The sequence below is a fragment of the Teredinibacter haidensis genome (genome assembly GCF_014211975.1).
GTDB lineage: Bacteria > Pseudomonadota > Gammaproteobacteria > Pseudomonadales > Cellvibrionaceae > Teredinibacter > Teredinibacter haidensis.
Genome location: NZ_CP060084.1, coordinates 2657548 through 2682182 on the forward strand (window position 1 = coordinate 2657548; position 24635 = coordinate 2682182).

20 protein-coding genes are annotated in these 24635 nt (G+C 48.3%); 5 read left to right on the forward strand and 15 right to left on the reverse strand.

The window, feature by feature from the left end; genetic code table 11:
* Nucleotides 1-55: 55 nt before the first annotated feature.
* Both H5715_RS10415 and H5715_RS10420 read left to right on the forward strand, forming a co-directional pair.
* On the forward strand, nucleotides 56-538 hold the full coding sequence (locus tag H5715_RS10415) for a DUF4124 domain-containing protein (protein ID WP_075186703.1): 483 nt from the start codon (nucleotides 56-58) through the stop codon (nucleotides 536-538).
* Nucleotides 539-986: 448 nt separating this feature from the next.
* Nucleotides 987-2078, forward strand: coding sequence for a lytic polysaccharide monooxygenase (locus H5715_RS10420; RefSeq protein ID WP_246434501.1), 1092 nt, complete (start codon nucleotides 987-989; stop codon nucleotides 2076-2078).
* 172 nt (nucleotides 2079-2250) lie between these two features.
* Here the strand turns inward: H5715_RS10420 and aceF are convergent, their stop codons facing one another.
* The 4 genes from aceF to H5715_RS10440 form a co-directional block, all read right to left on the reverse strand.
* Complete coding sequence (gene aceF / locus H5715_RS10425; protein WP_075186705.1) at nucleotides 2251-4179, reverse strand: dihydrolipoyllysine-residue acetyltransferase; 1929 nt, start codon at nucleotides 4177-4179, stop codon at nucleotides 2251-2253.
* 15 nt (nucleotides 4180-4194) lie between these two features.
* Entirely contained in the window at nucleotides 4195-6849 is a 2655-nt protein-coding gene (gene aceE / locus H5715_RS10430) for a pyruvate dehydrogenase (acetyl-transferring), homodimeric type (RefSeq protein WP_075186706.1), read from the reverse strand.
* Between the two features lie 509 nt (nucleotides 6850-7358).
* Nucleotides 7359-8438 (reverse strand): AI-2E family transporter, encoded by a 1080-nt coding sequence (locus H5715_RS10435; protein ID WP_075186707.1) that lies wholly within the window; start codon nucleotides 8436-8438, stop codon nucleotides 7359-7361.
* Between the two features lie 11 nt (nucleotides 8439-8449).
* Nucleotides 8450-8716, reverse strand: a complete 267-nt coding sequence (locus tag H5715_RS10440) for a sulfurtransferase TusA family protein (protein WP_246434502.1) — start codon at nucleotides 8714-8716, stop codon at nucleotides 8450-8452.
* 134 nt (nucleotides 8717-8850) lie between these two features.
* Between H5715_RS10440 and H5715_RS10445 the strand changes: the two genes are divergently transcribed.
* Entirely contained in the window at nucleotides 8851-10311 is a 1461-nt protein-coding gene (locus H5715_RS10445) for a M48 family metalloprotease (RefSeq protein ID WP_246434504.1), read from the forward strand.
* A gap of 124 nt (nucleotides 10312-10435) precedes the next feature.
* Here the strand turns inward: H5715_RS10445 and H5715_RS10450 are convergent, their stop codons facing one another.
* Both H5715_RS10450 and H5715_RS10455 read right to left on the reverse strand, forming a co-directional pair.
* Nucleotides 10436-12613 carry a putative bifunctional diguanylate cyclase/phosphodiesterase gene (locus H5715_RS10450; protein WP_246434506.1) on the reverse strand — a complete coding sequence of 726 codons (2178 nt, stop codon included), beginning with the start codon at nucleotides 12611-12613 and terminating at the stop codon, nucleotides 10436-10438.
* Nucleotides 12614-12730: 117 nt separating this feature from the next.
* Nucleotides 12731-13576, reverse strand: coding sequence for an ion transporter (locus tag H5715_RS10455; protein WP_075186710.1), 846 nt, complete (start codon nucleotides 13574-13576; stop codon nucleotides 12731-12733).
* Nucleotides 13577-13680: 104 nt separating this feature from the next.
* Between H5715_RS10455 and yciH the strand changes: the two genes are divergently transcribed.
* Both yciH and H5715_RS10465 read left to right on the forward strand, forming a co-directional pair.
* Complete coding sequence (gene yciH / locus H5715_RS10460) at nucleotides 13681-14001, forward strand: stress response translation initiation inhibitor YciH (protein WP_075186711.1); 321 nt, start codon at nucleotides 13681-13683, stop codon at nucleotides 13999-14001.
* A gap of 84 nt (nucleotides 14002-14085) precedes the next feature.
* Entirely contained in the window at nucleotides 14086-14625 is a 540-nt protein-coding gene (locus tag H5715_RS10465) for an energy transducer TonB (protein ID WP_075186712.1), read from the forward strand.
* A gap of 30 nt (nucleotides 14626-14655) precedes the next feature.
* Here the strand turns inward: H5715_RS10465 and H5715_RS10470 are convergent, their stop codons facing one another.
* The 9 genes from H5715_RS10470 to rseP all read right to left on the reverse strand — a co-directional run bounded on the left by H5715_RS10470 (nucleotide 14656) and on the right by rseP (nucleotide 24619).
* Nucleotides 14656-15216: a PilZ domain-containing protein gene (locus H5715_RS10470; RefSeq protein ID WP_075186713.1), complete on the reverse strand. Its 561-nt coding sequence runs from the start codon at nucleotides 15214-15216 to the stop codon at nucleotides 14656-14658.
* A 580-nt stretch (nucleotides 15217-15796) separates the two neighbouring features.
* Nucleotides 15797-16399 carry a ribonuclease HII gene (rnhB, locus tag H5715_RS10475; RefSeq protein WP_075186715.1) on the reverse strand — a complete coding sequence of 201 codons (603 nt, stop codon included), beginning with the start codon at nucleotides 16397-16399 and terminating at the stop codon, nucleotides 15797-15799.
* Nucleotides 16396-17580 carry a lipid-A-disaccharide synthase gene (lpxB, locus tag H5715_RS10480; protein WP_075186716.1) on the reverse strand — a complete coding sequence of 395 codons (1185 nt, stop codon included), beginning with the start codon at nucleotides 17578-17580 and terminating at the stop codon, nucleotides 16396-16398. The genes rnhB and lpxB overlap by 4 nt, the downstream gene beginning before the upstream one ends.
* Nucleotides 17580-18362, reverse strand: a complete 783-nt coding sequence (gene lpxA, locus H5715_RS10485; protein ID WP_075186717.1) for an acyl-ACP--UDP-N-acetylglucosamine O-acyltransferase — start codon at nucleotides 18360-18362, stop codon at nucleotides 17580-17582. The genes lpxB and lpxA overlap by 1 nt, the downstream gene beginning before the upstream one ends.
* 43 nt (nucleotides 18363-18405) lie before the next feature.
* Nucleotides 18406-18846 (reverse strand): 3-hydroxyacyl-ACP dehydratase FabZ, encoded by a 441-nt coding sequence (fabZ, locus tag H5715_RS10490; RefSeq protein WP_075186718.1) that lies wholly within the window; start codon nucleotides 18844-18846, stop codon nucleotides 18406-18408.
* 55 nt (nucleotides 18847-18901) lie between these two features.
* Complete coding sequence (gene lpxD, locus H5715_RS10495; protein ID WP_075186719.1) at nucleotides 18902-19924, reverse strand: UDP-3-O-(3-hydroxymyristoyl)glucosamine N-acyltransferase; 1023 nt, start codon at nucleotides 19922-19924, stop codon at nucleotides 18902-18904.
* A gap of 23 nt (nucleotides 19925-19947) precedes the next feature.
* The gene (locus H5715_RS10500; protein ID WP_075186720.1) at nucleotides 19948-20454 is read right to left on the reverse strand and encodes an OmpH/Skp family outer membrane protein; all 507 of its coding nucleotides are present in this window, start codon (nucleotides 20452-20454) and stop codon (nucleotides 19948-19950) included.
* A gap of 26 nt (nucleotides 20455-20480) precedes the next feature.
* Nucleotides 20481-23189, reverse strand: a complete 2709-nt coding sequence (gene bamA, locus H5715_RS10505) for an outer membrane protein assembly factor BamA (RefSeq protein WP_075186721.1) — start codon at nucleotides 23187-23189, stop codon at nucleotides 20481-20483.
* Nucleotides 23190-23248: 59 nt separating this feature from the next.
* Nucleotides 23249-24619: an RIP metalloprotease RseP gene (gene rseP, locus H5715_RS10510; protein ID WP_075186747.1), complete on the reverse strand. Its 1371-nt coding sequence runs from the start codon at nucleotides 24617-24619 to the stop codon at nucleotides 23249-23251.
* Nucleotides 24620-24635: the final 16 nt, after the last annotated feature.

Here is a 24635-nt window from a genome sequence, read left to right on the forward strand (position 1 = left end):
CGCACCCAATTTCGCGCTAAAATTAACAAACACAAACAAGCCTCTACCAGATAGTATGAAAAGCTTTCTACACTCAAGAGTAACAACGCTAAAGGCCAGTAGTCTTCGTTACGCTCGGCTACTGGCACTAGTAGCCATTACTGTACTGGCGCCGCCATTATTCGCCGAAGGCGACGAGGTGAAGCAGGCTTCGAAATGGGTAGACGAAGATGGGCGCGTTCACTATGGCGATACCATTCCCGAAAAGTATCGCAACAAGGCGGAAGCCATTAATCTGGAGGAAGCTCCGAAACAGGGGCTTTCCGATAAAGAAATCGCCGCCCAAAAACGGAAGACTGCTACCTATCAACGCCACCTTGATCTGACCCGAAAATCGGAAGCTCACCGCAAATCACACCCCCCGGAAGCTAAACCACAGAATAACGGCGCAAAACGTGAATCCGTACTTACCCGTGAACAATGCCGCGATAGACACCCCCACAAAACAGCCGATCGAGTGCGCTGTTTTAAAAAGGCCGAGAGCCAGACAAACCCGTAATACCCGTGTGCTTAATATCATTAGATATAGATACGCAATCAAATTGAAATAAAGCTTGTCTTTCAATATTAAAAAACAATTGCTACTTGGCACCAGACTCCCTCGCAAACCCCTACCCCATCCGCTATTTTTCAACAAGTTTTGGGTCGCATCTTTCAACGGCACCAAAACGAAACTAACGCTATTAAATAAAATTTTTTAATGATAATTGGCGGCACATAAGCCTTATCCAGAGTATGGATAAAGACCTTACGCAAGTCCCCAGCAGCCAACATGCGGCATTGCATCAGGTAAATACCTGCTACTAGGTATATGGGAGGGAACGTCCTCTTTACCTGTAAAAAAAATGGAAATACAAAATAAAAAATGGAATGCAGAGCTTTGCTGAAAAAGCAAAGTCACTATTAAATAATCACTAGAATAGGTTAAGAAGGAACACACTATGTTTATGAAAAGTATAAAATTTTTATTACCGGCACTCGCCACCACGTTTATCGCCAGCCAAGCTATTGGGCATGGTTTGATCGTCGATCCTCCCGCCCGTAACGCTCACTGCGGTATGACAGAAAAAGCCGACCAGGCCTCCACGCCCGCCTGTGTTGAAGCCGCGAACGCCGACTCTAACGGCATGTACCAGTTTATGAGCGTACTAACTCACGATACTGGCCGACAGGGCAATAGCTCTAACAATGTCTGTGGTTTTGATAGCGAAACCTGGAATGGCGGCGCGACCCCCTGGGATCACCAGTTTGATTGGCCTACGACCTCTATTAACAGCGGTACTCAAACCATTACCTGGAATATTTCCTGGGGACCACATTGGGATGATACTGAAGAATTTGTTTATTACATTACCAAACCCGGCTTCAATTATCAGGTAGGTGGCAATCTCACATGGAATGATTTCGAGAGCGAACCGTTCTGTTTGCTGAAGTATGACGATAAGAACCCAAGTGGCAATCCTAATGTGGTAGCCGAAAAAGGCAGTAATTTATTCCATACCACCTGTAATATCCCATCCCGCAGCGGGCGACATATTATTTACGGAGAGTGGGGGCGCAACCACTATACCTATGAACGCTTCCATAGCTGTTCAGATGTCACTTTTGGAGGAACGGCATCAAGCTCTTCGTACAGCTCATCATCCAGCAGCTCTAGTTCTTCATCCAGCAGCTCTAGTTCTTCATCCAGCAGCTCTAGCTCTTCGTCTAGTAGCTCAAGCTCTTCGTCCACCAATTCTGGTGGTTTAGCTTGCGAGCACGTTATTAGCAACGAATGGGGCAACGGCTTCCAGGGTGCTATTCGAATCACCAACAATGGCAACAGCGCAGTTAATGGATGGACGGTTGATTGGCAATATGCCGATGGCTCAGCCGTTACCCAGAGCTGGAACGTTTCGCTCAGTGGCAGTAACCCCTACACCGGTGAAAGCCTTGGCTGGAACTCTACCGTTAACCCCGGCAGCACCGTTGAATTTGGCTTTACCGGAGAGAAAGGCGGTAGCAGTGCACCAACTGGTGTATCGGTTAGCTGTAACTAAGAACTAACCCTTTAGCAGCCGAAGCCGCTCCCTTAAGGGCGCGGCTTTTTTACGCCTTTGAATAACTTGGAGAGCGTAAATAATTGCCTGCCCGACAATCGCCAAGCACAAAAAAGCCCGCGACGTTAGGGCGGGCTTTTGCTATGACAAACGTAGACTGTAGCTTACAGTTTTAGAGCAGCAACTTTCTTACATCAGCCAGCACAGAGCTAAGGAAGGTGAAGAACTTACCCGCATCCACTCCGTTAATTGCACGATGATCGTAGGAAAGAGCCAACGGCAACATCTGGCGTGGCATAAACTCAGAACCATTCCAAACCGGCTGAATAGACGCCTTAGACACGCCCAAAATAGCGACTTCAGGTGCATTTACAATTGGCGTAAAGCCTGTTCCACCGATGGGGCCAAGGCTGGAAATGGTAAAGCAACCACCCTGCATATCACGAGGCATCAACTTGCCCTCACGCGCTTTGGTGGCAAGCTCAACAGATTCCTTAGCCAACTCAAACAAGCCTTTCTGATCCACATCGCGAATCACCGGCACCATCAAGCCATTTGGGGTATCAACCGCAACACCGATATGAACATAGTTCTTTTGAACAATATGCTCACCATCAACGTGAAGAGATGCATTGAACTTGGGCTCGGCACGCAGTGCCGCCGCACAGGCTTTCAGCAGGAAAGGCAGCGGCGTAAGTTTTACGCCCTTCTTCTCGGCTTCGGCCTTCATATTCTTACGGAAACTTTCCAAATCGGTAATATCGGCATCATCAAACTGCGTCACGTGAGGTACGTTCAGCCAGTTGCGAGACATATTCGCCGCGGTTAGTTTCTTGATCTTCGACATCTTCACCATTTCGATTTCACCGAACTGGGAGAAATCAACTTCTGGCACAGCTGGGATACCCGCTCCACCGCTTACCACGGTAGAGCCTGAAGCTTTCTGCTTCATAACCGATTTTACGAAATTGCGCAGATCTTCCTTAGCAATACGACCGCGAGGGCCAGTGGCTTTAACCTTGGTGAGGTCTACACCCAACTGACGTGCCAATTGACGAACCGCCGGGCCGGCATACACATCAGCAGACAGTGCGACAATCTCCTGAGGATGACGTTCGCTAGACGTTTTGGGTTTGGCGGGAGCATGTACCGGTGGCGCTGCCGTAGGAACCTCTGCAGTAGGTGCAATGCCAACCACTTCCAGCTTCAGGATAGCGGTTCCCTCTGAGGCTTTATCTCCCTCTTTGATCAGTAGGCTCACAACCTTACCGCCAACTGCAGCGGGAATTTCCATCGAGGCCTTATCGCTTTCCAGTACGATCAATGAATCACCTTCACTAACCTCATCACCTTCCGCAACACAGACTTCAATAACACCCACACCCTGAGCACCGCCAATATCCGGTACATTGACGTCAATAACGCCACCAGATACGACCGGGGCAGGCTCTGCGGAAGCAGCAGCGGGAATTGATTCCGCTGCAACGGCAGGAGGAGCTTCCGCAATCGGCTCAGCACCACCAGAGGTAGTAGCCAACACCAGAATGTCGTCGCCCATGGAAACTTTACCGCCTTCGATTATGCTAAGGCTAACGACCTTACCCGTGGCGGGCGATGGTATTTCCATAGAGGCCTTATCGCTTTCCAGAACGATCAGAGAATCGCCTTCACTAACGTCATCACCAACGGCGACACAGACCTCGATAACATCTACACCTTCAGAACCACCGATATCGGGAACGGTGATCGTCTCTTCTCCCCCAGTAACCGATGCGGGAGCAACAGCTGCCGCAGCAGCCGGTGCGCTAGGCGCAGCAACGGGTGCAGGCTCTGCCGCGACTGGTTCGGCGGCAGCTTCTTCAGCTTCGGTTTCAATTTCGATAATATTGTCACCCTCAGAAACCGTACCACCCTCCTGGATCAACACGTTTACAACAGTGCCAGCCAGCGGGCTTGGAATTTCCATCGACGCCTTGTCCGATTCCAACACCATCAATGAATCTTCCAGAGCCACGGTATCGCCGGGAGCAACACAGATTTCGATTACGTCAACGTTTTCAGATCCACCAATATCGGGGACTTGGATAATTTGCTTAGCCACTAATTCATTCCCCTATTAGCACGTCGTTGGATCTGTTTTTTCAGGATCAATGCCGTATTGTTTCATAGCATCGGCTGTTGTTTTCGCCGGAACCTTACCCTCATCAGCCAGCGCTTTCAGCGCGGCAACTGTTACAAAGTAACGGTCAACTTCAAAGAAGTGACGCAACTTAGTACGAGTATCGGATCGACCAAAACCATCAGTCCCTAGAACGGTGTAAGAACCTGGCACATATGCACGTAACTGCTCAGAGTAGCTCTTCATGTAATCTGTGGAGATAACAAAAGGCCCTTCTGCCGACTCTAACTGCTCGGTGAGATAAGCCTTGCGAGGAGTTTCGCCCGAGTGCATCAGATTCCAGCGATCGGTACGCTGACCGTTGCGGGCCAACTCATTGATACTGGTAACACTCCAAATATCAGATTCAACGCCCCAGTCTTCACGCAACAACTCGGCTGCGGCTTCAACCTCACGTAAAATCGTTCCCGCGCCCATCAGCTGAACACGTTTCTTCTTAACGGTTTTCTTGCCTTCTTTCAGCTTATATATTCCCTTAATAATGCCCTCTTCAGCACCTAAAGGCATATCGGGATGCTTGTAGTTTTCATTCATCGTGGTGAGGTAGTAGAAGACATTTTCCTTGTCTACAAACATGCACTTGAGGCCATCCTGAATAATAACCGCCAGCTCGAAGCTATAGGTTGGATCATATGAGCGACAGTTTGGAATGGTATTCGCCATCAGGTGGCTGTGACCATCCTGATGCTGCAAACCTTCGCCATTCAACGTAGTGCGGCCCGAGGTAGCTCCGATCAGAAAACCACGGGCTTGAATATCACCCGCCAACCACGCCAGATCACCAATCCGCTGGAAACCAAACATAGAGTAGTAAACATAGAACGGAATCATCGGCACTTTATAAGTGCTGTAAGCTGTTGCCGCAGTGATCCATGCAGACATGGCTCCAGCTTCGTTAATTCCCTCTTCCAGTATCTGACCCTTTTTGTCTTCTTTGTAGTACATGATCTGGTCGTGATCGTGTGGGGTGTAGTGCTGCCCCTCGGAAGAGTAGATACCTAACTGGCGAAACATACCTTCCATACCGAAGGTACGTGCCTCGTCGGGTACAATTGGCACCACCTGGGCACCCATATTTTTATCTTTCGCCAGCGTAGAGATATAGCGAACAAAGGCCATAGTGGTCGAAATTTCACGTTCGCCACTGCTCTTTATCAGGCCTTTAAACTTGTCGATCCCTGGCAACTGCAGCGGCTCAAAATCTGATATGCGCGCGGGCAGATAACCATTTAACTCCTCACGTCGTTTGCGCATGTACACCATTTCGGGTGAATCGGGCGCGGGACGGTAATAAGGCACTGATTTCAAATCATCGTCGGAAACCGGAATTCCGAAACGATCACGGAATTTTTTCAGGCTTTCAATATCCAGCTTTTTCACAGAGTGGGCAACGTTGGCAGATTCCGCCGCAGTCCCCATACCGTAACCTTTAACGGTTTGAGCAAGAATAACAGTGGGCTGTCCACTGTGCGCCGTAGCTTCGGCATAGGCCGCGTAGACTTTCTGAGGATCGTGACCACCACGGTTCAACTGATAGATTTCCTCATCACTCATATCGGAAACCAATTCAAGTAATTCTGGGTACTTTCCAAAAAAGTGCTCGCGCGTGTACAAGCCACCGTTGGCCTTGTAGTTCTGCAGTTCACCATCGACCACTTCGTTCATGCGCTTCTGCAAAAGACCAGATTTGTCTTTTTCCAGCAGGCGATCCCAACCGCCACCCCAGACAACTTTGATCACGTTCCAGCCAGCACCGCGGAACACACCTTCCAGTTCCTGCATAATCTTGCCGTTGCCGCGAACCGGGCCATCAAGGCGCTGCAGGTTACAGTTGATCACAAAAATGAGGTTTTCCAGCTGCTCACGGCCAGCCATGGAAATCGCACCCAAGCTTTCCGGCTCATCACACTCGCCATCGCCCAGGAAAGCCCATACCTTGCGATCGCCTCGAGGACAAATACTGCGGGCAGACATATAGCGCATAACGTGCGCCTGATAGATAGCCTGAATCGGCCCCAACCCCATAGACACAGTTGGGAACTGCCAGTAATCCGGCATTAGCCAAGGGTGTGGATAAGAGGAGAGACCATTGCCATCCACTTCGCGACGGAAATTATCCAGCTGCTCCTCCGAGAGACGGCCTTCCAAATAGGATCGAGCGTAAATACCTGGGGAAATATGGCCCTGGAAGTAGATCAGATCGCCGCGTTGCTCACCATCGTCACCACGGAAAAAGTGATTAAAGCCCACTTCGTAGAGCGTGGCAGAAGACGAAAAAGAAGCAATATGACCGCCCAGGCCTTCGTCGTTGTCGTTTGCCCGCATAACCATTGCCAAGGCATTCCAACGCACCAGAGAGCGTATTCTGCGCTCCATATGGAAGTCACCTGGAGAGCGTTTTTCATCTTTAACCGGAATCGTATTGACATACGGCGTTCGAATCGCAGACGGCAGCTTTACACCCGCCTGAGTTGCCGAGTTGGCAAGTTGCGACAAAAGATATAATGCACGTTCTCCGCCATTGTGCCGAATTACCGATTCCAGCGCCTCCAACCATTCCCGGGTTTCGAGAGCATCAGTTTCCTCAAGCATTCAAGCCTCCTGTTCGTCTGCGATATTTGGCGCAGTTATTTTAATAAATGGATTCTCGCCAGCTCTGCTTATAGGGGTAACCGTAAGCAGAAACTGCTCATTTTCTCATCGCTTAGATAATAGGGTTAAGATATTTTTGGCTGTAATCGCTTGACTGAAGAAGGGCGATACACATGTGGATACACCTACAGGACCACCCTCTTACTTGTGGAACCCAGCGGAGATAACCCAGCGCAGTAAACACTTTGTCTATTGCGAATCTAGCCTTTGCTAATCGGTAAAAACTCTCCGAAATTCACGCTAGGCCAAATAAAACGTTAAAAAAAATACGCTTTATTTGCGTTAAGCCAAAAACAAAAACCTGAGATGTGCGAGCTTTTTGGTGTCACGATTCTACACATATCATTTTCATTTAGCTAGCATACGATTTAGCTGCACCGCAGCATTGGTGAGAGCTAGCGCTGAAAAAAACGGCTGCTCGCAAAGTTTTTAAAGCTGAAAAAGCCGTTCTAGGTAGCGGCGTTTTTCTGTCCCTCCAGTCGACTAACCGTCGGCCAGGCATTCATAACAGCTTTGCAAAGTGTCGCCAGAGGAATAGCGAAGAACACCCCCCAAAAACCCCACAAGCCACCGAATACAAGTACCGCCAGAACAATGACCACCGCATGCATCTTAACCGCCTCAGAAAATAGCAGGGGGACAAGCACGTTGCCGTCGAGCATCTGAATAATACCGTAAGCAAACATTACGTAAAAAAACTCGTTTACCCACCCCCACTGAAAGAACCCGATAATAGCAACCGGCAGGGTGACAACGGCCGCGCCAATGTACGGCACCAGCACGGAGAGGCCAACGGCGATGCCTAGGAGCAGCGCATAATCCAGCCCGAGTAAACTAAACGCGATACTACTGACACACGCAACAATCACAATTTCTATAGTTTTACCACGCACATAGTTTGCGATTTGCAGGTTCATCTCCTTCCAGATTTTCTTCATCACCGGACGGCGACGTGGCAAAGTACCGCTAACCCATGCCAGCATCTGCTCACTGTCCTTCAAAAAGAAAAAGACCAGAATGGGTACCAACACCACATAAATAAGCACGCCGACCAAAATTGGTAATTGCGCCAAAGAAAAAGACAGTATGCTTTGTCCCCACTGGGTCATTTCGCTGCGCAGAGCCCCCATCAGCTCTTTCACCTGGCCTTCTGTCACCAACCCAGGGTATTTTTGGGGTAGTAACAGCAGTAACTGCTGGCCTTGAACCAGCATCCGCGGCGTTTCGTTAAATAGGTGGATCAACTGCTTCCAGAAAACCGGCAGGATATACACCAGACATAAAAGCAGTGCACCGGCCAACACAAGGAAGGTGATCGAAACCGCCAAGTTGTGATGCAAACCCCAAGCCTTGAGCTTAAGCACCATACCCTGCATAAGAAAAGCAATAATGATTGCCGCAATCATAGGCGCGAGAACCACCCCCATACTGACAACAACAACGACGCTGGCAATAAGAATGACGGCCACCAGAACCGCTTCTTCATCTGCAAAATAACGTTCCAGCCAGGATTGAAAGATTTTAATCATAAAAGATACGTCTAACCTTTTTGCAGAATGTATTGATACACACCGTCAACGGCTTCAAAGTGAATAAGAGTATGGGGTGAAAGATTCGCGTAGGCCTGCATATCCCGCACAGAACCGGGATCGGTTGCCAGTAACAGTAAATTCTCACCCGTCTGCAAACGGCTCAAGCCCTGCTTTGCCTTCAAGAGAGGCATTGGACAAGAAAGGCCCGAAGCATCTATAGTCAGGTTCGCGGTTCCAGGCATCGATTTAGGTGAACTCTCTGAGTCTGATGGCATCTAAGTACGTTGAGTTGGGTGGTAGAAGCGCGATTATAGTTCATTGCCTACGACATAAAGAATAGCCGCGCACGCTTATAACATCGAAACGTACAAACTGATAGCCAACAGACAGTTTTAAGGTTTAATAGATTTTGTTTACTTTTAGCTCATTGCCACTTTCTCGATTTATTCTGTCAGCACTCGTTGGCCTGTCCCTGTCCGGCCTGGTTATGGCAGCCGACCTGCAAATCCCAGAACTGGGCGACTCCAGTGCTGGTCTAATCACCCCCACTCAGGAATATGAATTGGGCCAGAAATGGCTGCAGATATACCGTTCTCAAGTTCCCACAACATCGGACCCCTTTATTCAGTCCTATACCGAGCGACTGGTTCGTCAGCTCTCCACCTACAGTGAATTAACGGATCATCGCCTGGAAATACTGGTTATCGAAAACGGCTCGCTAAATGCCTTCGCCGTCCCGGGCGGTATTATAGGTGTGCATACGGGGCTATTGCGCTACGCCAAAACCGAAGAGCAGCTAGCGTCTGTTCTCGCTCACGAAATCGCCCACCTCAGCCAACGTCACTACGCTCGCAGGGTAGAGCAACAAAGTAACGCCAGCACCTCCTTTATTGCCGCTTTTATCGCCAGTATTATTTTGGGGATGACGGCAGGCAGCGATGCTGGTATTGCCGCCATTGGCATGGTCAATGCCAGCTCGATGGACGCCCAACTGCGCTTCAGTCGACAGATGGAACAGGAAGCTGACCGCCTGGGCATGCAGACGCTAGTGAGAAGCGGCATGGATCCCTATGCGATGCCGGAAATGTTTGAAAACATGCTGCACGCCACCCGCTTTACACGCAAACCACCCGAGTTTTTAATGACTCACCCACTAACTGAATCACGTATTTCCGATTCCCGCTTGCGCGCCCAGCAATTCGACAAGCCTCGCCCCAACACCAGCCACGAATATGAGCTGATTAGAGTGCATGCACAACTGCTCCATGAAAAAACCCGGAGCGGGGCCGTTCAGGCCTTTCGCAATGAGCTAAACGGAAACACTTACACCCAGGATGCCGCTAATTATGGCCTGACCTTGGCCTTAACACAGGATGGCAAAACCGAAGAAGCTTACACGCTTATAAAGCCTCTACTAAAAAAAGAGCCGGACAACTCGTTTTACCTGATTGCAGAGGCTGGCATTTACGCCAAAGAAGAAAAATTTCCCACCGCTATTGCGCTATTGAAAGCACAATTAAAGCTGCACCCCAACCATCATGCCTATAACACCCGCTATGCAGAGACACTGATGCAAGCGGGGGAATACAAAGAGTGTAACGATATTCTACGAGCCCATGTAAAACGACGCCCGAAGGATGACTATATCTGGTATCTACTTGCAGAAGTTGAGGGCCTGGCGGGTAATATTTTTGAAGTCCATATGGCTCGCGCTCAGTACTTCAAACTCAACGGGTTATTCGACAAAGCAGAAATTCAAATGAGTAACGCGCTACGTTTGACCAAAGAGCCCGATGAGCAGATCAGAGCAAAAATCCAGGAAGAGTTAAAAAATATTCGTAGAATGCGTCGCGAACTCGCAGAGCTCTAAGGCAACTCTACACACACGTATAATGCTCCCCAGACGTGGGGCGGGGGATTGTTGGTGTTGAGATGAAACAACCCCCCAACGATTCAGCCATTTTTAGCGAACGAAAACACTTTTCAGCAAGCCCCTATATATCCCCGGGAACCGCTCTACCAATAGCCCAACGGCTACCAAGCAACCAATTTTCGACATTCTCGATACTCATTGGTCGAGCAATATGATACCCCTGCACACAGTCGCACTGGTACTCTAGCAAACGCTGATAGACATCTTCCGACTCAACGCCTTCGGCGACGACTTTTAAACCCAGATTGTGAGCAAGAGCGACCGTAGAGTTAACAATAATGTCATCCTGTTCATCACCCAGCATGTTTTGCACGAAAGACTTGTCAATTTTCAATGTTTTGACTGGTAGCCGTTTGAGGTAGGCCAACGATGAGTACCCTGTTCCGTAATCATCCACAGAAAAGCTAATGCCCTGTGAAGCCATTTTATCCATGATATCCTTTGCACGATTGGGATCAGCCAAAATAACCGACTCAGTGATCTCCATCTCCAAAAAGCGTCCATCCAAATCATACTTCTCCAGCAAGCGCTCCAACTCAGGCAGTAAGCGGTCGTCGGTCACGTTCCTAGGCGAAAGATTCATCGCTACGGTAATATCAAACCCTTGTCTTCGCCACGCTGCACATTGTTTTATGGTGTTTTCCATCACCCAACAAGTCATGGGGAAAATCATATTGGACTTTTCCGCAATGGGTACAAACTCGCTGGGAGGCACCATACCCAGGTCGGGATGATGCCAGCGCACCAGAGCTTCAAGACCGTAGACCTTATGTGAAACCAGATCAATTTTTGGCTGAAAATAAAGCATTAGGTCGTCTTCACGAATAGCTCTGCGCAAAGCACCGATAAGCTCCAACCGAGTTGGCGAGTGCGGGTCGTGATCTGGATCGTAAACAGAGACACCTTTTAATGTCTTTTTCGCGTGATACATGGCCACATCCGCATAACGCATTAACGTACTCAGATCCTGGGCCTGCTGCGGGTAAATTGAGATACCGATACTGGCACCAATTTCCGAACTGATACTTTCAATTTCAAAGGGTGCACTTAAGCAATCGAGAAAGCGGTGCCCCATCACAACAGCCTGCTGAACATTGCGTATGCGCGGCAGAAAAATGGCGAACTCATCGCCCCCCAAACGGGCCACCATTCCATCAACCTCGGAAAGCTCCGCTTCCAGCCGCGGCCCGAGCTGCTGCAACACACTATCCCCTGCCCGGTGACCAAGAGTATCGTTAATCTCTTTAAAACGATCCAAGTCGATTAAAAGCAAGGCCATCATGCGACCGGAGCCCTGGTTAGCCAAAGTATGCTCAACAGTGGAATACAACAGGGTTCTATTCGGTAAGCGAGTTAGCGAGTCGTGATTCGCCAAATACTCCATATGATCGAGGTACTGCTTTTGTGCCGTAATATCCCTGGTAATCCCCCAAGCGCGAGTCAGGAAACCATTTTCAACAACCCCAATCGCGGACGTCTGCATATAGCGCGACTCCTCCAGTTTACCCACGCGGGAAAACTCCTGATCTTCCAGCTTGTAACCATTTTTCACAAAGGTAAAAACATCGTGCCTATTCGACATGGAGCCACTGCGATTCAAGGGCAAACCCATCACGTCCTCCATTGAACGCACATTAAAGAGTTTCACCAGCATTTCATTGGCTTCGGCCAACACCGCACGCTTCAGCAGCTGTTCCACTTGTGTATTTATCGGCAGCCGGATATCGATAGCAGGGCATATATCGTAGCGCCAGATAGCATCAGAGCTATTGGCAATAAACGCCTTATAACGCGCATCACTGTCTTCGAGCGCCTTTTCACGCTCCACAATCTCGGTAATATCACCAACCACGAGGGTTACACCGATAACATTTTGGCCATCGTCCAGCACCGGTATTTTATCAACGTTAAACCAATAGACTTCGCCGTCTTCTTCTGCTCTTTCGCGGGAATTCCAGCTTGGCACACCGGTACGAGCCACCTGCATTATTTCTCGCTGGGTCTCGATCGCGTTATCCCAGTGTTGCGCCATCTCTACGATATTCTTACCACGGATCTCATCCAGCGCGCGCCAGCGGCGGGCTCGGCGATTTCCGTACAGCACAGTACCCCAGCGATCAAGGTAAAAAATTACCTCACGCATTACATCCATAACACTTAATAATTCACCGTTAACGGAAAGAGGAGAACCACCAGATGATGACATCCTGGAAAACGGGCTGGAAGTAGGCTTTCTCAAACTCTATAAACCTTAATGCGGAATTGGGCGTTGCCTAAAAGTATAGATCAAGGAATAAGAACACGCCGAATAGTCATACTTAGTAATTAAAAACAGGGGCTGTTGATCATCTAGAGATCAGATGCCCTTAATTTCCAGAGGGTGGCCACAATTACGACAAAAACTCGCGTCGAGCTCGTGACCGGCCTTTGCGCACCGCCCACAGGTAATATGCGTTCTCGTTCTTTGCATCTCCTGCGCCAATTCAGCAGTAAAAATACCTGTCGGAACCGCAAGAATGGAATAACCCGTCAACATAGCGGCCGAGGCAATAACCTGCCCAAGCGCTGTTTGTGGCGTAATATCACCATAGCCAACTGTCGTAATCGTCACGATCGTCCAGTAGATGCTTTTGGGAATACTGCTGAAGCCGTGCACAGGCCCTTCAACAATATACATAAGAGATCCGAAAATCGTCGACAACACCAGTACCGACATAAAAAATACGAACACCTTGCGACGGGACTGCATAATAGCCCGCATCAAAATATTGGCTTCTGACAAATAGCGCACCAGTTTTAAGATGCGAAAAATGCGCAATACACGCAGCAAGCGCACAACCAGTAAATAATTAGCTCCAGGAACGAGTAAGCTGACATAACTGGGCAATATTGAGACAAAATCGACCAGCCCGTAAAAACTGAAGATATATCGAAAGGGCTTTGGCAAGCAATAAATCCGAATGCAATATTCCACCGTAAATATCAGTGTAAATATCCATTCAAGCGCAAAAATATACCCACTCCAAGGCTTAGAAAGCCAGCTGACGGAATCGAGCATCAACGCCAACACGCTGAAGACAATCAAATAAATTAGCGCTATGTCGAAACGCTTACCGGCAGGCGTATCGGTACCAAAAATGACTTCGTGCAATTTCTGCTTCAGCGCGACAGAATTGCTAGTCTCAGGTGTTGCATCAGTCATCGCCAAAGATCTCCTTAATTATGGCGGCAGTATACCGTGCTCCACTCGCTCCACAACTCTACTAGACAGTATAATTGCGCCCTGCCACACGGAGAGCAACGGGTATGAGCAATAGTAAACTGGTGTATTCCACTGAAACCGGTCGAGTTAAAGACGAGAAAATGAAGACAGCTATTCCCGAAAGCGACGGAATCATCCGGATTCGCCGCGAAACCAAGGGCCGCAAAGGCAAAGGGGTCACAACCCTGAGTGGCTTTGACCTGGAAGAGAAACTCCTCAAAGACCTCGCGAAAAAATTAAAGCAACTTTGCGGAACTGGCGGTACGACAAAAGATGGCGTTATTGAGATTCAGGGCGACCACCGACAAAAATTGGCTGATCACCTCAACGGCCAAGGGTACCAGGCAAAACTCGCAGGAGGCTAACTGGAGCAGTTTTTGCTACGCCTCAGGGATACCGGGCCAACAAGGCTCGTACATGTCAAAATCTTGACCTAAGAGGCGATTGCAATGACTAACCCCGATATCTGGCCCTTAATTGATACTGCGCTTAAAGTCGGCATGGGTGCAACAATTGCCGCAGCCTGTTTTGGTATGGCAAAACTTTGGCACAAACGCCAAATGCCCTCAGGCAAACAAAGCCCCCAGCAAAAGCGACTCAGCCTGTTGGAACAGATTTCTTCTGATGTGGGGCATGTAAACCACAGTTTTGCGAAGTATTCCGCTCTGGTTATTGAATCCACGCGCTTTGGCAAACGCTGGCCCCCTGCGCGCAAGCAGGAGCTAGATGTGATTAACAGCGAATTGGTACGTGAGTTTGAACGGCTCTCCTCTGCAGAGGCCAAGCTATTAATGCTCGGCGAAAAAACCATGGAAAAAACCCTACGCCTTTACGCTGCGCGTATCGCATTATTTCGCAAACAGGTCTATGTAGGCAGGCAGGATATAAGCGAACAGGAAATAGCCGACTTAAAGGCGGCCATCATGCAATTAAGGGAACAGTTTTACGATATTCTCAGCCGCCGTTACGACAAACTTTTGGCAGCTTAAGATTAAAATCCAGCGGAGTAGAAAGCCCCGCTAGGCGGGAAATTCAGCTGCATATTTCTCGATCCACTCTTGAGCAGCTTGCTCACTATTAAGCTCGCGCCCCTCGTCTTCCAACACCATCGAGCGGTAATGTTCAATATGACATACCTGCTCTACCATACGAACACTAAAACGCGTTGAAGGCTCATTAAACTGCACGCCGACTGCAAAGTGGTCGCCCTCTGGCCGACACCAAGCAACCATACCTTCAGCTTTATAAGGAGGGTCTTCAATAGCAATTTCTATATGAATGGGCGTTCCTTTGCGCACAGGGCAGTCTGCATTAAAACACAAGCCTCCTCGGCTAACATCGCGCAACCGGTCTGAAGCAAAGAACTCCCTCGCTTCGACGGAAAGCACTGCTTTTCTTGCTTCGCCCAAACAATAGCTAATGGGAATATCTGAAGGATGACGGATAAACTGACGCATAAAGGCATCACCACTATAAAACCAATGTGTCCAATAGTTATACCACTCTGTCCAAGAATCAATAAAACTATTTACTACAGGATTGGCTTCATCAAAATGTTTACTTTCAATCTTAACAGTCATACGGCCTTACTCCTGTTCGCTAAAATTCTATTGCCCGCCTCAGCATCGGCTAATTGCAATATTTTCAACACGAACATTTCGTCAAATCAAGGTTCTCTGTCCTACACCACTGCATCTTCTATTCCAGAATTACGCTCTAAATTTCGGTTGAAATTGAAATTTAACACACCGCGTACAGAACCAAATGACAACAGGACTGGCTCAATATTTTTGATTGGCGCAAGCAAAGCTAGTTCACTTCAATACCTACGCACCCAAAAGCCTTGTCCTTTAAGCCGTTAACGACCACCAGACTCGCTACTTAAGGTATAGCTGACAAAAAAAAGAAAACTAGAGACATATAGTAATTATGACTATTTTTTTACAACAATCTGTCGCCTAAAGAGACACTGTAGAATTTTTTAATAGATATGCATCTGAATGCTGACTTTAATATTCGATAAAGACCTTATAAAAGTTCTAAGAATTAGGAGAGCACCAAATAAACCGATTGGGGGAAGAAGAAGAGAAATCGTTAAGCCGATAAAAAAACAAACAACGTTCGCCAGCGAACGCAACAAGTCGTTTTTAGCCCTGTCCATTACTCAAACGATTGGCTTTGCTGAATAACGTTTTTGACGGGAGCAAAGGAAGTACGATGAATTTCACTTGCGCCCAGCTTTCGCAGCGCGTCCAGATGCACACGCGTCGGATACCCCTTGTGCTTGGCTAAGCCATAGCCAGGGTACTGTTTATCCAACACCTGCATTTCTCGATCGCGGGTTACTTTTGCCAGAATAGAAGCTGCGCTAATTTCCGCAACTTTACTGTCACCTTTTACAATCGCCTCTGCAGAATAGTGCCACTTAGGCAACCGGTTGCCATCGACATAGACGTGGTGTGGTTGTGTCGGTAGCTGCTCCACGGCTCGCCTCATTGCTAGCAGGCTCGCGTGTAAAATATTCAGTTCGTCAATTTCTGCCACACTGGCCCTGGCAATGGCCCAGCTAACACTGTGTTCCTGAATCAATTCAAATAGACTCTCTCGCTTCTTCTCCGAGAGTTTTTTCGAATCGGCCAAGCCTTCTATGCCGTGATCTGGACCGAGGATAACTGCGGCCGCCACGACGTCTCCGGCGAGCGGGCCTCGACCAACCTCGTCAACACCGGCAAGCCACTGCAACTTTCTGGAAACATGCTTCATATATTTTTTTTACGCTCTAATAGTTCGCATATAGCATTGGCTGCAGCAACATCGGCATTCTTTTTAAGCGACAAATGAATATCCAAATAATCCTTCTGCAACGCAGCGACTTTCCCGGCATTATCGCAATAGGACAATATTTCATCCGCGAGATTTTCCGCCGTTGCCTGGTCTTGTAATAATTCTGGAACCAGCATCCTCCCCGCCAATAAATTCGGCAAGCCAACAAACGGACTTTTAACTAATCGCCGTAAAATCATCCAGGACAAGCTCGCCATTTTATAGGCGATAACCATGGGTTTTTTTAGCAATAGAGCCTCTAACGTCGTGGTGCCAGAAGCCATTAGTACAACATCAGATGCCGCCATAACGTCGTGAGACTGCTTCAAGAAAAGCGTTACGGGCAGCTGAGGAAAAGCCTGGAGAACATCGTCGATTTGATGCTGGCGTGACTCATTGGCTGCTGCCATCAAAAAACGTAACTGAGGATTTTTTTGCACGCAAATAGTTGCCGCCTGAAAAAATGTTTCGGCCAGATACGCGACTTCGGCCGCACGACTACCGGGAAGCAACGCGATGGTTTTGAGTGCAGGAGCGTCCGGCAGTTTTAATTTTTTCTGCGCGGCCCCCTGGTCAATGTCTAACGGAATCTCATCGGCTAGCGTATGGCCTACACAGGCAACCGTTACATCGTGCTCGCTATAAAATTGTGCTTCGAAGGGAAATAACGTGAGCATAAGATCGACAGCTCGCGCTATCTTTTTAACGCGGCCTTGTCGCCATGCCCAAACAGAAGGGCTAACATAGTGTGCGGTTACCACTCCCGCATTACGCAGTTTTTCTTCCAGTGTGAGATTAAAATCCGGAGCGTCAATTCCGATAAAAATATCCGGTGGATTTTCACTAAAGTAAACACGCAACTGTTTACGAATGGAAAGCAGCTCCGGCAATCGTTTCAGAGGTTCAACTAACCCCATAACCGCCAGGCGCTCCATATTGTGGAGAGAACGAAAACCCATGGCCAACATTCGCGGCCCGCCCACCCCCTCAAAAACGCAATCGGGAAAGCGACGCTGCAATTCGGACATTAAGCCAGCGCCAAGAATATCGCCAGAGGCTTCGCCAACAACAATGCCCACACGCCTAAGTGATACCGAAGCAGCAGAGCCCTGCCCACTCATTAGCGAACAATTCCTCGCGTCGAAGATTTTAAGGATTCAATTAAAACGCTCAGGCTACCGGTAGAAGCCGCTAATGACTCAAGCTCCTCAATCGCCTTCTCCAGCGTCAGTCCACGGCGATAGACCGTTTTGAACGCTTTATTTAACTGGGAAATTTCGTCTTTTGAGAAGCCTCGGCGCTTCAAACCTTCCATATTAATGCTGCGTGCCGCGCCAGGCGCTCCCGTCACAACCACGTAGGCTGGAATATCCTTACCAACTGCGCTACCCATACCGGTAAAAGCGTGGGCACCAATATGACAAAACTGATGAACCAGTGTGTATCCGCTAAGAATCGCCCAATCACCAACGACAACATGTCCTGCCAGGGCAGCATTATTGACCAGAATACAGTGATTACCAATAATGCTGTCGTGGCCTATATGCACATAAGCCATCAGCAAATTATCATTGCCGATGGTCGTTTCACTGCGATCCTGCACGGTGCCCCGATGAATAGTGACGCCTTCGCGGATAATATTATTGTCACCAATAACTAAACGGGTGGGTTCTCCGTTGTATTTTAAATCTGGAGTATCTTCACCCACCGAAGAAAATTGATAAATCTTGTTGTTTTTTCCGATTCGGGTGGGCCCCTTAATAATTACATGGGATGCGACAACAGTCCCTTCATCGATGCTCACATCGGGACCAATAACACTCCACGGCCCAATCTCCACCCCAGGGGCAATATCCGCGCCGGGGTCAACAAGTGCTTGTGAGTGAATACGACTTTCTGTCATAGCAGGCTTTCCACCAAATAGCATCTAACGAATGTTTAGAGCGTTAACCTACAGCTCTATCAGCACACATAATAGTTGCACATGCCACCAACTGATCATCGACTTTAGCAATACAATCAAACTTCCAGATACCGCGTTTTACCGAAACAATTTTAGCTTCAAAGTACACTCTATCACCGGGCACAACCTGACGCTTAAAACGCACTTTGTCCGCGCCTGCGTACAAGTAAATCGAACCATCATCAGGTGTTTTATCCATGGTTTTAAAACCGAGAACACCACAGGCCTGCGCCATTGCTTCCAATAAAAGTACACCAGGAAAAACGGGGAAATTGGGGAAATGCCCCTGAAAAACTTCTTCATTCACGGTGACATTTTTGTATGCAACAATTGATTCGCCTTCCACTAAATCGACTACACGATCAATCAATAAAAAGGGATAGCGATGTGGCAAATATTTTTTAATTTCCAATATATCCAACATAAATGAGCCCCCAGTGCCCAAATTTTTCGTAACTCGAAGAAAAGAATAAGGTGATTTATTTAGCGGCTTTTTCCAGATCTTTGATCCGGTTTGCTAGGTCATCCAATTGAGTATAGCGCACAGAGTTTCTACGCCATTTCCTCACATCTTGCATGGGTGGAGTGGAAGCATAAGCTCCCGATTCACGTACACCTTTCGTAACAATCGTTCCGCCATGGAAAAAGGTATTATCGGCTATTTCAATATGGCCGTTAATGGCAACAGCACCGGCAATCTGACAATTCTTACCAATAGTCGTACTGCCAGCAATGCCGACACAACCGGCAATGGCAGTCCCCTCACCCACCTTCACCCCGTGGGCGATATGAACGAGGTTATCGATAATAACATTGTCCTCAATAACCGTATCCGTCAGAGCACCTCGGTCAATTGACGTATTAGAGCCAATCTCGACACGACTACCAATGCGCACTCCACCAAGCTGGTGTATTTTTACCCACCCCTGTTGAGAAGGCGCAAAGCCAAAACCGTCTGAGCCTAGAACAGTGCCACTGTGCACAATAACTTTATCGCCGATGGTTACTCCGGCATAAACGGATACATTTGCATGCAGTAAGCAGTTGTCGCCCACGCGGCTGGCGTCGCCAACCGTACAGCCGGCTGAAATTTCGGTATCTTCGCCAATAACGGTGAACTCACCAATAACAGCATTTGGGCCAATACGAGCCGTCGCTGCAACCATGGCACTTTCAGCAACAACTGCCGAGGGATGAATACCAACTGCAACACGCTGCCGGCTTTCGAAAATGCGGCTCAGCTGGGCGTAAGCCATATAAGGGTCCGTTACCAGCAATTTGTTGCCGCTAAACTTTTCCTGCTGCTCCGGTTTTAAAACCAAAATACCTGCTCGACAATCGGGCAGGTATTTTTCGTATTTATCCTGAGAGATAAACGTCAGCTGCTGCTTGGTCGCCTGCTCAAGCGTTGCTATTGCGTCAACTTCAACAGCAGTATCACCTACATAATCACACTGAAGAAATTCAGCCAATTGTTTTAGAGAGTAGGTTGTTTTGACCATTATCCGGCTTCCTTCAAAACCAATTACTTAGCTTTATCCAGCGCCGCAGTTACTTTAGCGGTAATATCAAGCGCGGGCATTACGGTATAAACCGCCTGTGGACGCAAAATAACATCGATACCGTCGGCTTTCATAATTTCGTCCAACACAGCTTTCAACTTAGGTTGAAATTCCTGAGCCAGCTTATTGATAACCGCAGCATTTTCGCCCTGAATTTTTTTTGCCGCCAGCTGTAAATCTGCCTGCACGTATTCCATCTTTTTGCGATGCTCAGCCATTTTTTCCTGCGACCAAGTCATGCCATTGGTTTCAGCCTCTTTGGCCAAGCCCTTCAGGTCTGCCTGCAGTGATTCAATCTGGGTCATCATCTGGTTGTATTCGGCATTAGCCTTTAACTTTTCAATAGCCTGAGCAGCTTGTTTGGTACCCATCATCGCGCTTTCGTGGTTAAAAATAGCGATCTTACCGGCGAATGCCATATTCGCCATAACCAAAAGTGCGCCAACTGCGAGGATTTTTTTAATAGTCATAATGGTCTCTCTCAATTTTTTAAGTATTAGAAGCCGGTTCCGAACGAGAACTGGAAAGCCTCCGTTCGGTCATTTTCATTCCGGTGCAGAGGCACAGAATAGCTGAACGTCATTGGGCCAAACCCGGAAATCCAGGTAAAGCCAAACCCCGCAGAAGAACTCAGGTAATCAGCAGAAATCTCGTGGCAGTTTAACTGTTTAAAATTGTCTTTGCGGCAGTAACCGGAGAATACGTTACCTGCGTCAACAAAGGCCACTAACTGCATCGAGCGAGTATCTTCAATAAAGGGAATGGGCAGAATCATCTCGGCACTAAATTCCGCCAGAACGTTACCGCCGATAGAACGAACGCCACCGGTTTGGTATGCCATCAGTTTACCGGGCTCACAAATTTGATAGCTACTGTTCAGAACCTGGGGAGATGTTGGGTCTTCGCAAGCGATATAATTCGGCGAAACACCCGACAGCTCTGTCGATTGAATATTTCCATCACGATTCAGATCCGTCCAACCCGTCGGTAATGCATTGCGATTATTGTCGACAGCCGTACGATATTCCCAGGAGGGAGAACCACGCGGTCCTAAAGTAGAACGTTCAAACCCTCGCACAGAACCAAATCCGCCGGAGTAGAAATTCTCAAAAAATGGCAGCTCATCCATACTTCCGTAGCCATCGCCATAACCCAAACGCGATTTCAGACGCAAAGTAAAATCTTTAGTTAGAGGGAAGAAAATATGACCATTATAGGTAAGCTTATAGTATTCCATTTCACTGCTAGGCACCGTTGCCTCAAACTGCAAACGCTGAGAGCTCCCCCTGGTGGCTAAAATACCGCGGTTCAGCGTGATTCGGCTCCAATTAAAGGACAGAGTAGCGCTGGAAAAATCTTTACCGTATTCGTCAATAAAACCGGGCTGCGTTGCCAGCAGGTTTTCTTCGGTAATAGCGTAAGTATCAATTTCAAATTCCTGATACTGATTATTTTCTATCGGAACAGCATAACCTGATGGATTGGCGCTGGCGGCGGGAAGAGAAATATTTTCCCAATCGTACTGTGTGATATAGGAGTTGGATGAAAAGGCGCTCAGGCTAGGGCTACTGGCAATTTCCTGTGGCGCATAGCGGCCGGTTTTAATCTTCTGATTAATAAAACCCAAACCGAAGCCGACACGGGAAATTTCAGATATCGGATAGCCGAAAGTCATGTCCGCACCATAAGCATCGGTGCTGTAGCTGGACACGTTAATTTTGGAATAGTCCCGCGTACGATAATAGGCGCTCAAACCACGACTCACACCATCCGGCGTAAAGTACGGATCTGAATAGCTGTAGCTGTAAAGCGTTTGGTAAGTGTTTTTATTAATACCAAAACTCACCTGCTTACCGGTGCCCAGCCAGTTGTTTTGCTGAACACTCACACCCAGGTTTAAGCCAGTCGTCTGGGCATAACCCACGCTGGCCTGAATACTACCCGATGCTTGCTCCTCGACCGAGTAGTCGACATCAATCATATCGTCTGTGCCAAGGACATCGACGGTGTTAACCTGCACTTCTTTAAAGTACCCCAGGCGCTCCAATCGAACCTTGGATTGCTCAATGCGAGAGTTAGACGCAGAGGCTCCTTCCATCTGACGCATTTCACGGCGAAGCACTTCATCGCTGGTTTTCACATTGCCGCGGAAGTTAATCCGTCGAACATAAACGCGCTTACCAGGGTCGACAAAGAACGTCACGTCAACCGTATGCTCTTCCTGGTTTTTCTCAGGAATACCTTCCACCTTGGCGTTGGTATACCCGGAATTACCCATCATAGTCGTCACATACTCAGAGGTATCCGTCATATAACGCTGCGAGAAAGTCTCGCCTTCACGTAGCAACACAACTCGGCGCAATCGTTCCTCTGGAATAATTGGATCGCCTGCAATATCAATGCTTTTGACGGTATAGATCTCACCCTCATGAATATTCAGGGTAATAAAAACCTGTGTTTTATCCGGGCTGATAGAAATCTGACTAGAAAGCACTTCAAAATCCAGATAGCCCCGATCCAAGTAGAAGGATTCCAGGGTTTCGATATCACCGGTCAGTTTCTCTTTAGCGTACTGATCCGCACCGGATAAGGGCTTGTACCACTTACCCGTATCAATTTCGAACAGGTCGAGTAATTCTTCCTCGGGAAATACGGTATTACCGACGATATTCAAATGCTTAATACGTGCAGACTTACCCTCGTCCACTTGAATATCAATGCCCACCATATTGTTGGGCAGCTCTTCCACCTCAGCCTCAACAGACGCGCCGTAACGAGCACGGGCAACATACTGCCTTTCCAGTTCACGGGTAATCCCCTGCAGCAAATCCTGCTGCAGAATTTCACCTTCGCGCAGGTCGTTTTCTTCCATCACCTCCGTCAGCTGCTCGGTTTTGATGGCCTTGTTGCCCTCAATATTGATCGACTTAATGGAAGGGCGTTCCTGCAAGATCACAATGAGCACACGGCCTTCCCGCGCGATCTGGACTCCAGAGAAGAAGCCCGTAGAAAAGAGCGAGCGAATAATATCGCGCACATCTTCCCTGTCGATGGTTTCACCCACCTGAACCGGTAGTGCGGCAAATACCGGACTTGCCGAAACCCGCTGCAAGCCTTCTAGGCGAATATCGTCGACTCGGAAACTCTGAGCCAGTGAGGGCGCCGAGACTACAAACAGCGCTAAAAGAACCAGAAATCGCTTCATACTAATAGGGAAACTCAACAAGATATCTTCTTATTTGTTATTAATAATTACCCGCAAATCTACAGGCGTAAAATGTCGTTATAAAAGGCTATCACCATCAAACCCAGCAGCATTACCAGACCTGCCTGATAACCCAAAACCTGTATTTTTTCAGACACAGGACTACCCTTCACCCACTCGATCAAACCGTACAAAATATGACCGCCATCAAGCACTGGAATCGGCAATAAGTTAAATACACCGAGAAGAACGCTGATATAAGCAAGGACATTCACGAAGGTCCAGATACCAGCCTCCGCCGAATGGCCGACAACTTTAGCAATGCCTATCGGGCCACTCAAGTTCTTAGTGGAAATTTGGCCTAAAATCAGCTTTTTAAGGGATATCAAGACGGTCGATACCACTTCACCGGTTTCAGTTACCGCCTGCTTCATACTACCGAAAACGCCATAGTGATGTCGGCGGATCATTTCTTCCGGCCACGTTTCACTGCCCCAGGCAATGCCCATCAAACCTCGTTTACGACCCAGCGTATCTTTCACTTCGCGCGGCGTTACGGTGAGAATCTTTTGGCTAACACTGCCACCCTCTTCGGTTCGCGCTACAACAATCGTCAGTACCTGTCCTGCGCGCGTACTGATATAGCTGGACCACTGGTCGCCGCTACTGCGACTTCCACCGTCAATGCTAATAACCTTATCGCCAACCTGAAAACCACCGGCCTCAGCAGCACTGCCCGGCTCGACATGGATAACGTTTAACAGAATCTGTGGGTGATAGAATTCAATTCCCAGGCCGCCGATAACATCCGGTGCCTCCGCTCCCTTTAACCACTCGTTCAGTTGAGCCCGCGATTCGTATACAAGGTCGCTATCCGGGTACTTCACCGTAAAACTAATATCGCCGCTTTCGCCCAGACGGTTAATTAAATACAGGTCCAAAGATCGACGACTGTCTATCGTCTTACCATCGACCGCCACAATTTCCTGCCCAACCTCCAGACCAGCCTGCGCAGCAATAGACCCTGGCTCAACGTTGCCAATCACAGGAGACAGGGATACCGCTCCCTGCATTGCCAGCAGCCAATAAAATACAATAGCCAGAATAAAGTTGGCCAACGGACCCGCAGCGGCAATAGCGATACGTTGCCAAACCGGCTTCTGAGTAAAGGCGTAGGGTAGATCTTCTGGAGCGACATCACCTTCGCGCTCATCCACCATTTTGACATAGCCCCCTAGAGGAATAGAGGAGATCGCAAACTCGGTACCCTGCTTATCAGTCCAACAATACAGCCGCTTGCCAAAGCCAATAGAAAAACGCAGCACCTTAACACCACAGCGACGGGCGACATAAAAATGACCAAACTCATGCACCGCCACCAGAATCGTAATGGCGATGAGAAAATAAAAGACGGTTGTAATTGTTCCTATCACAAATAAAATCTCA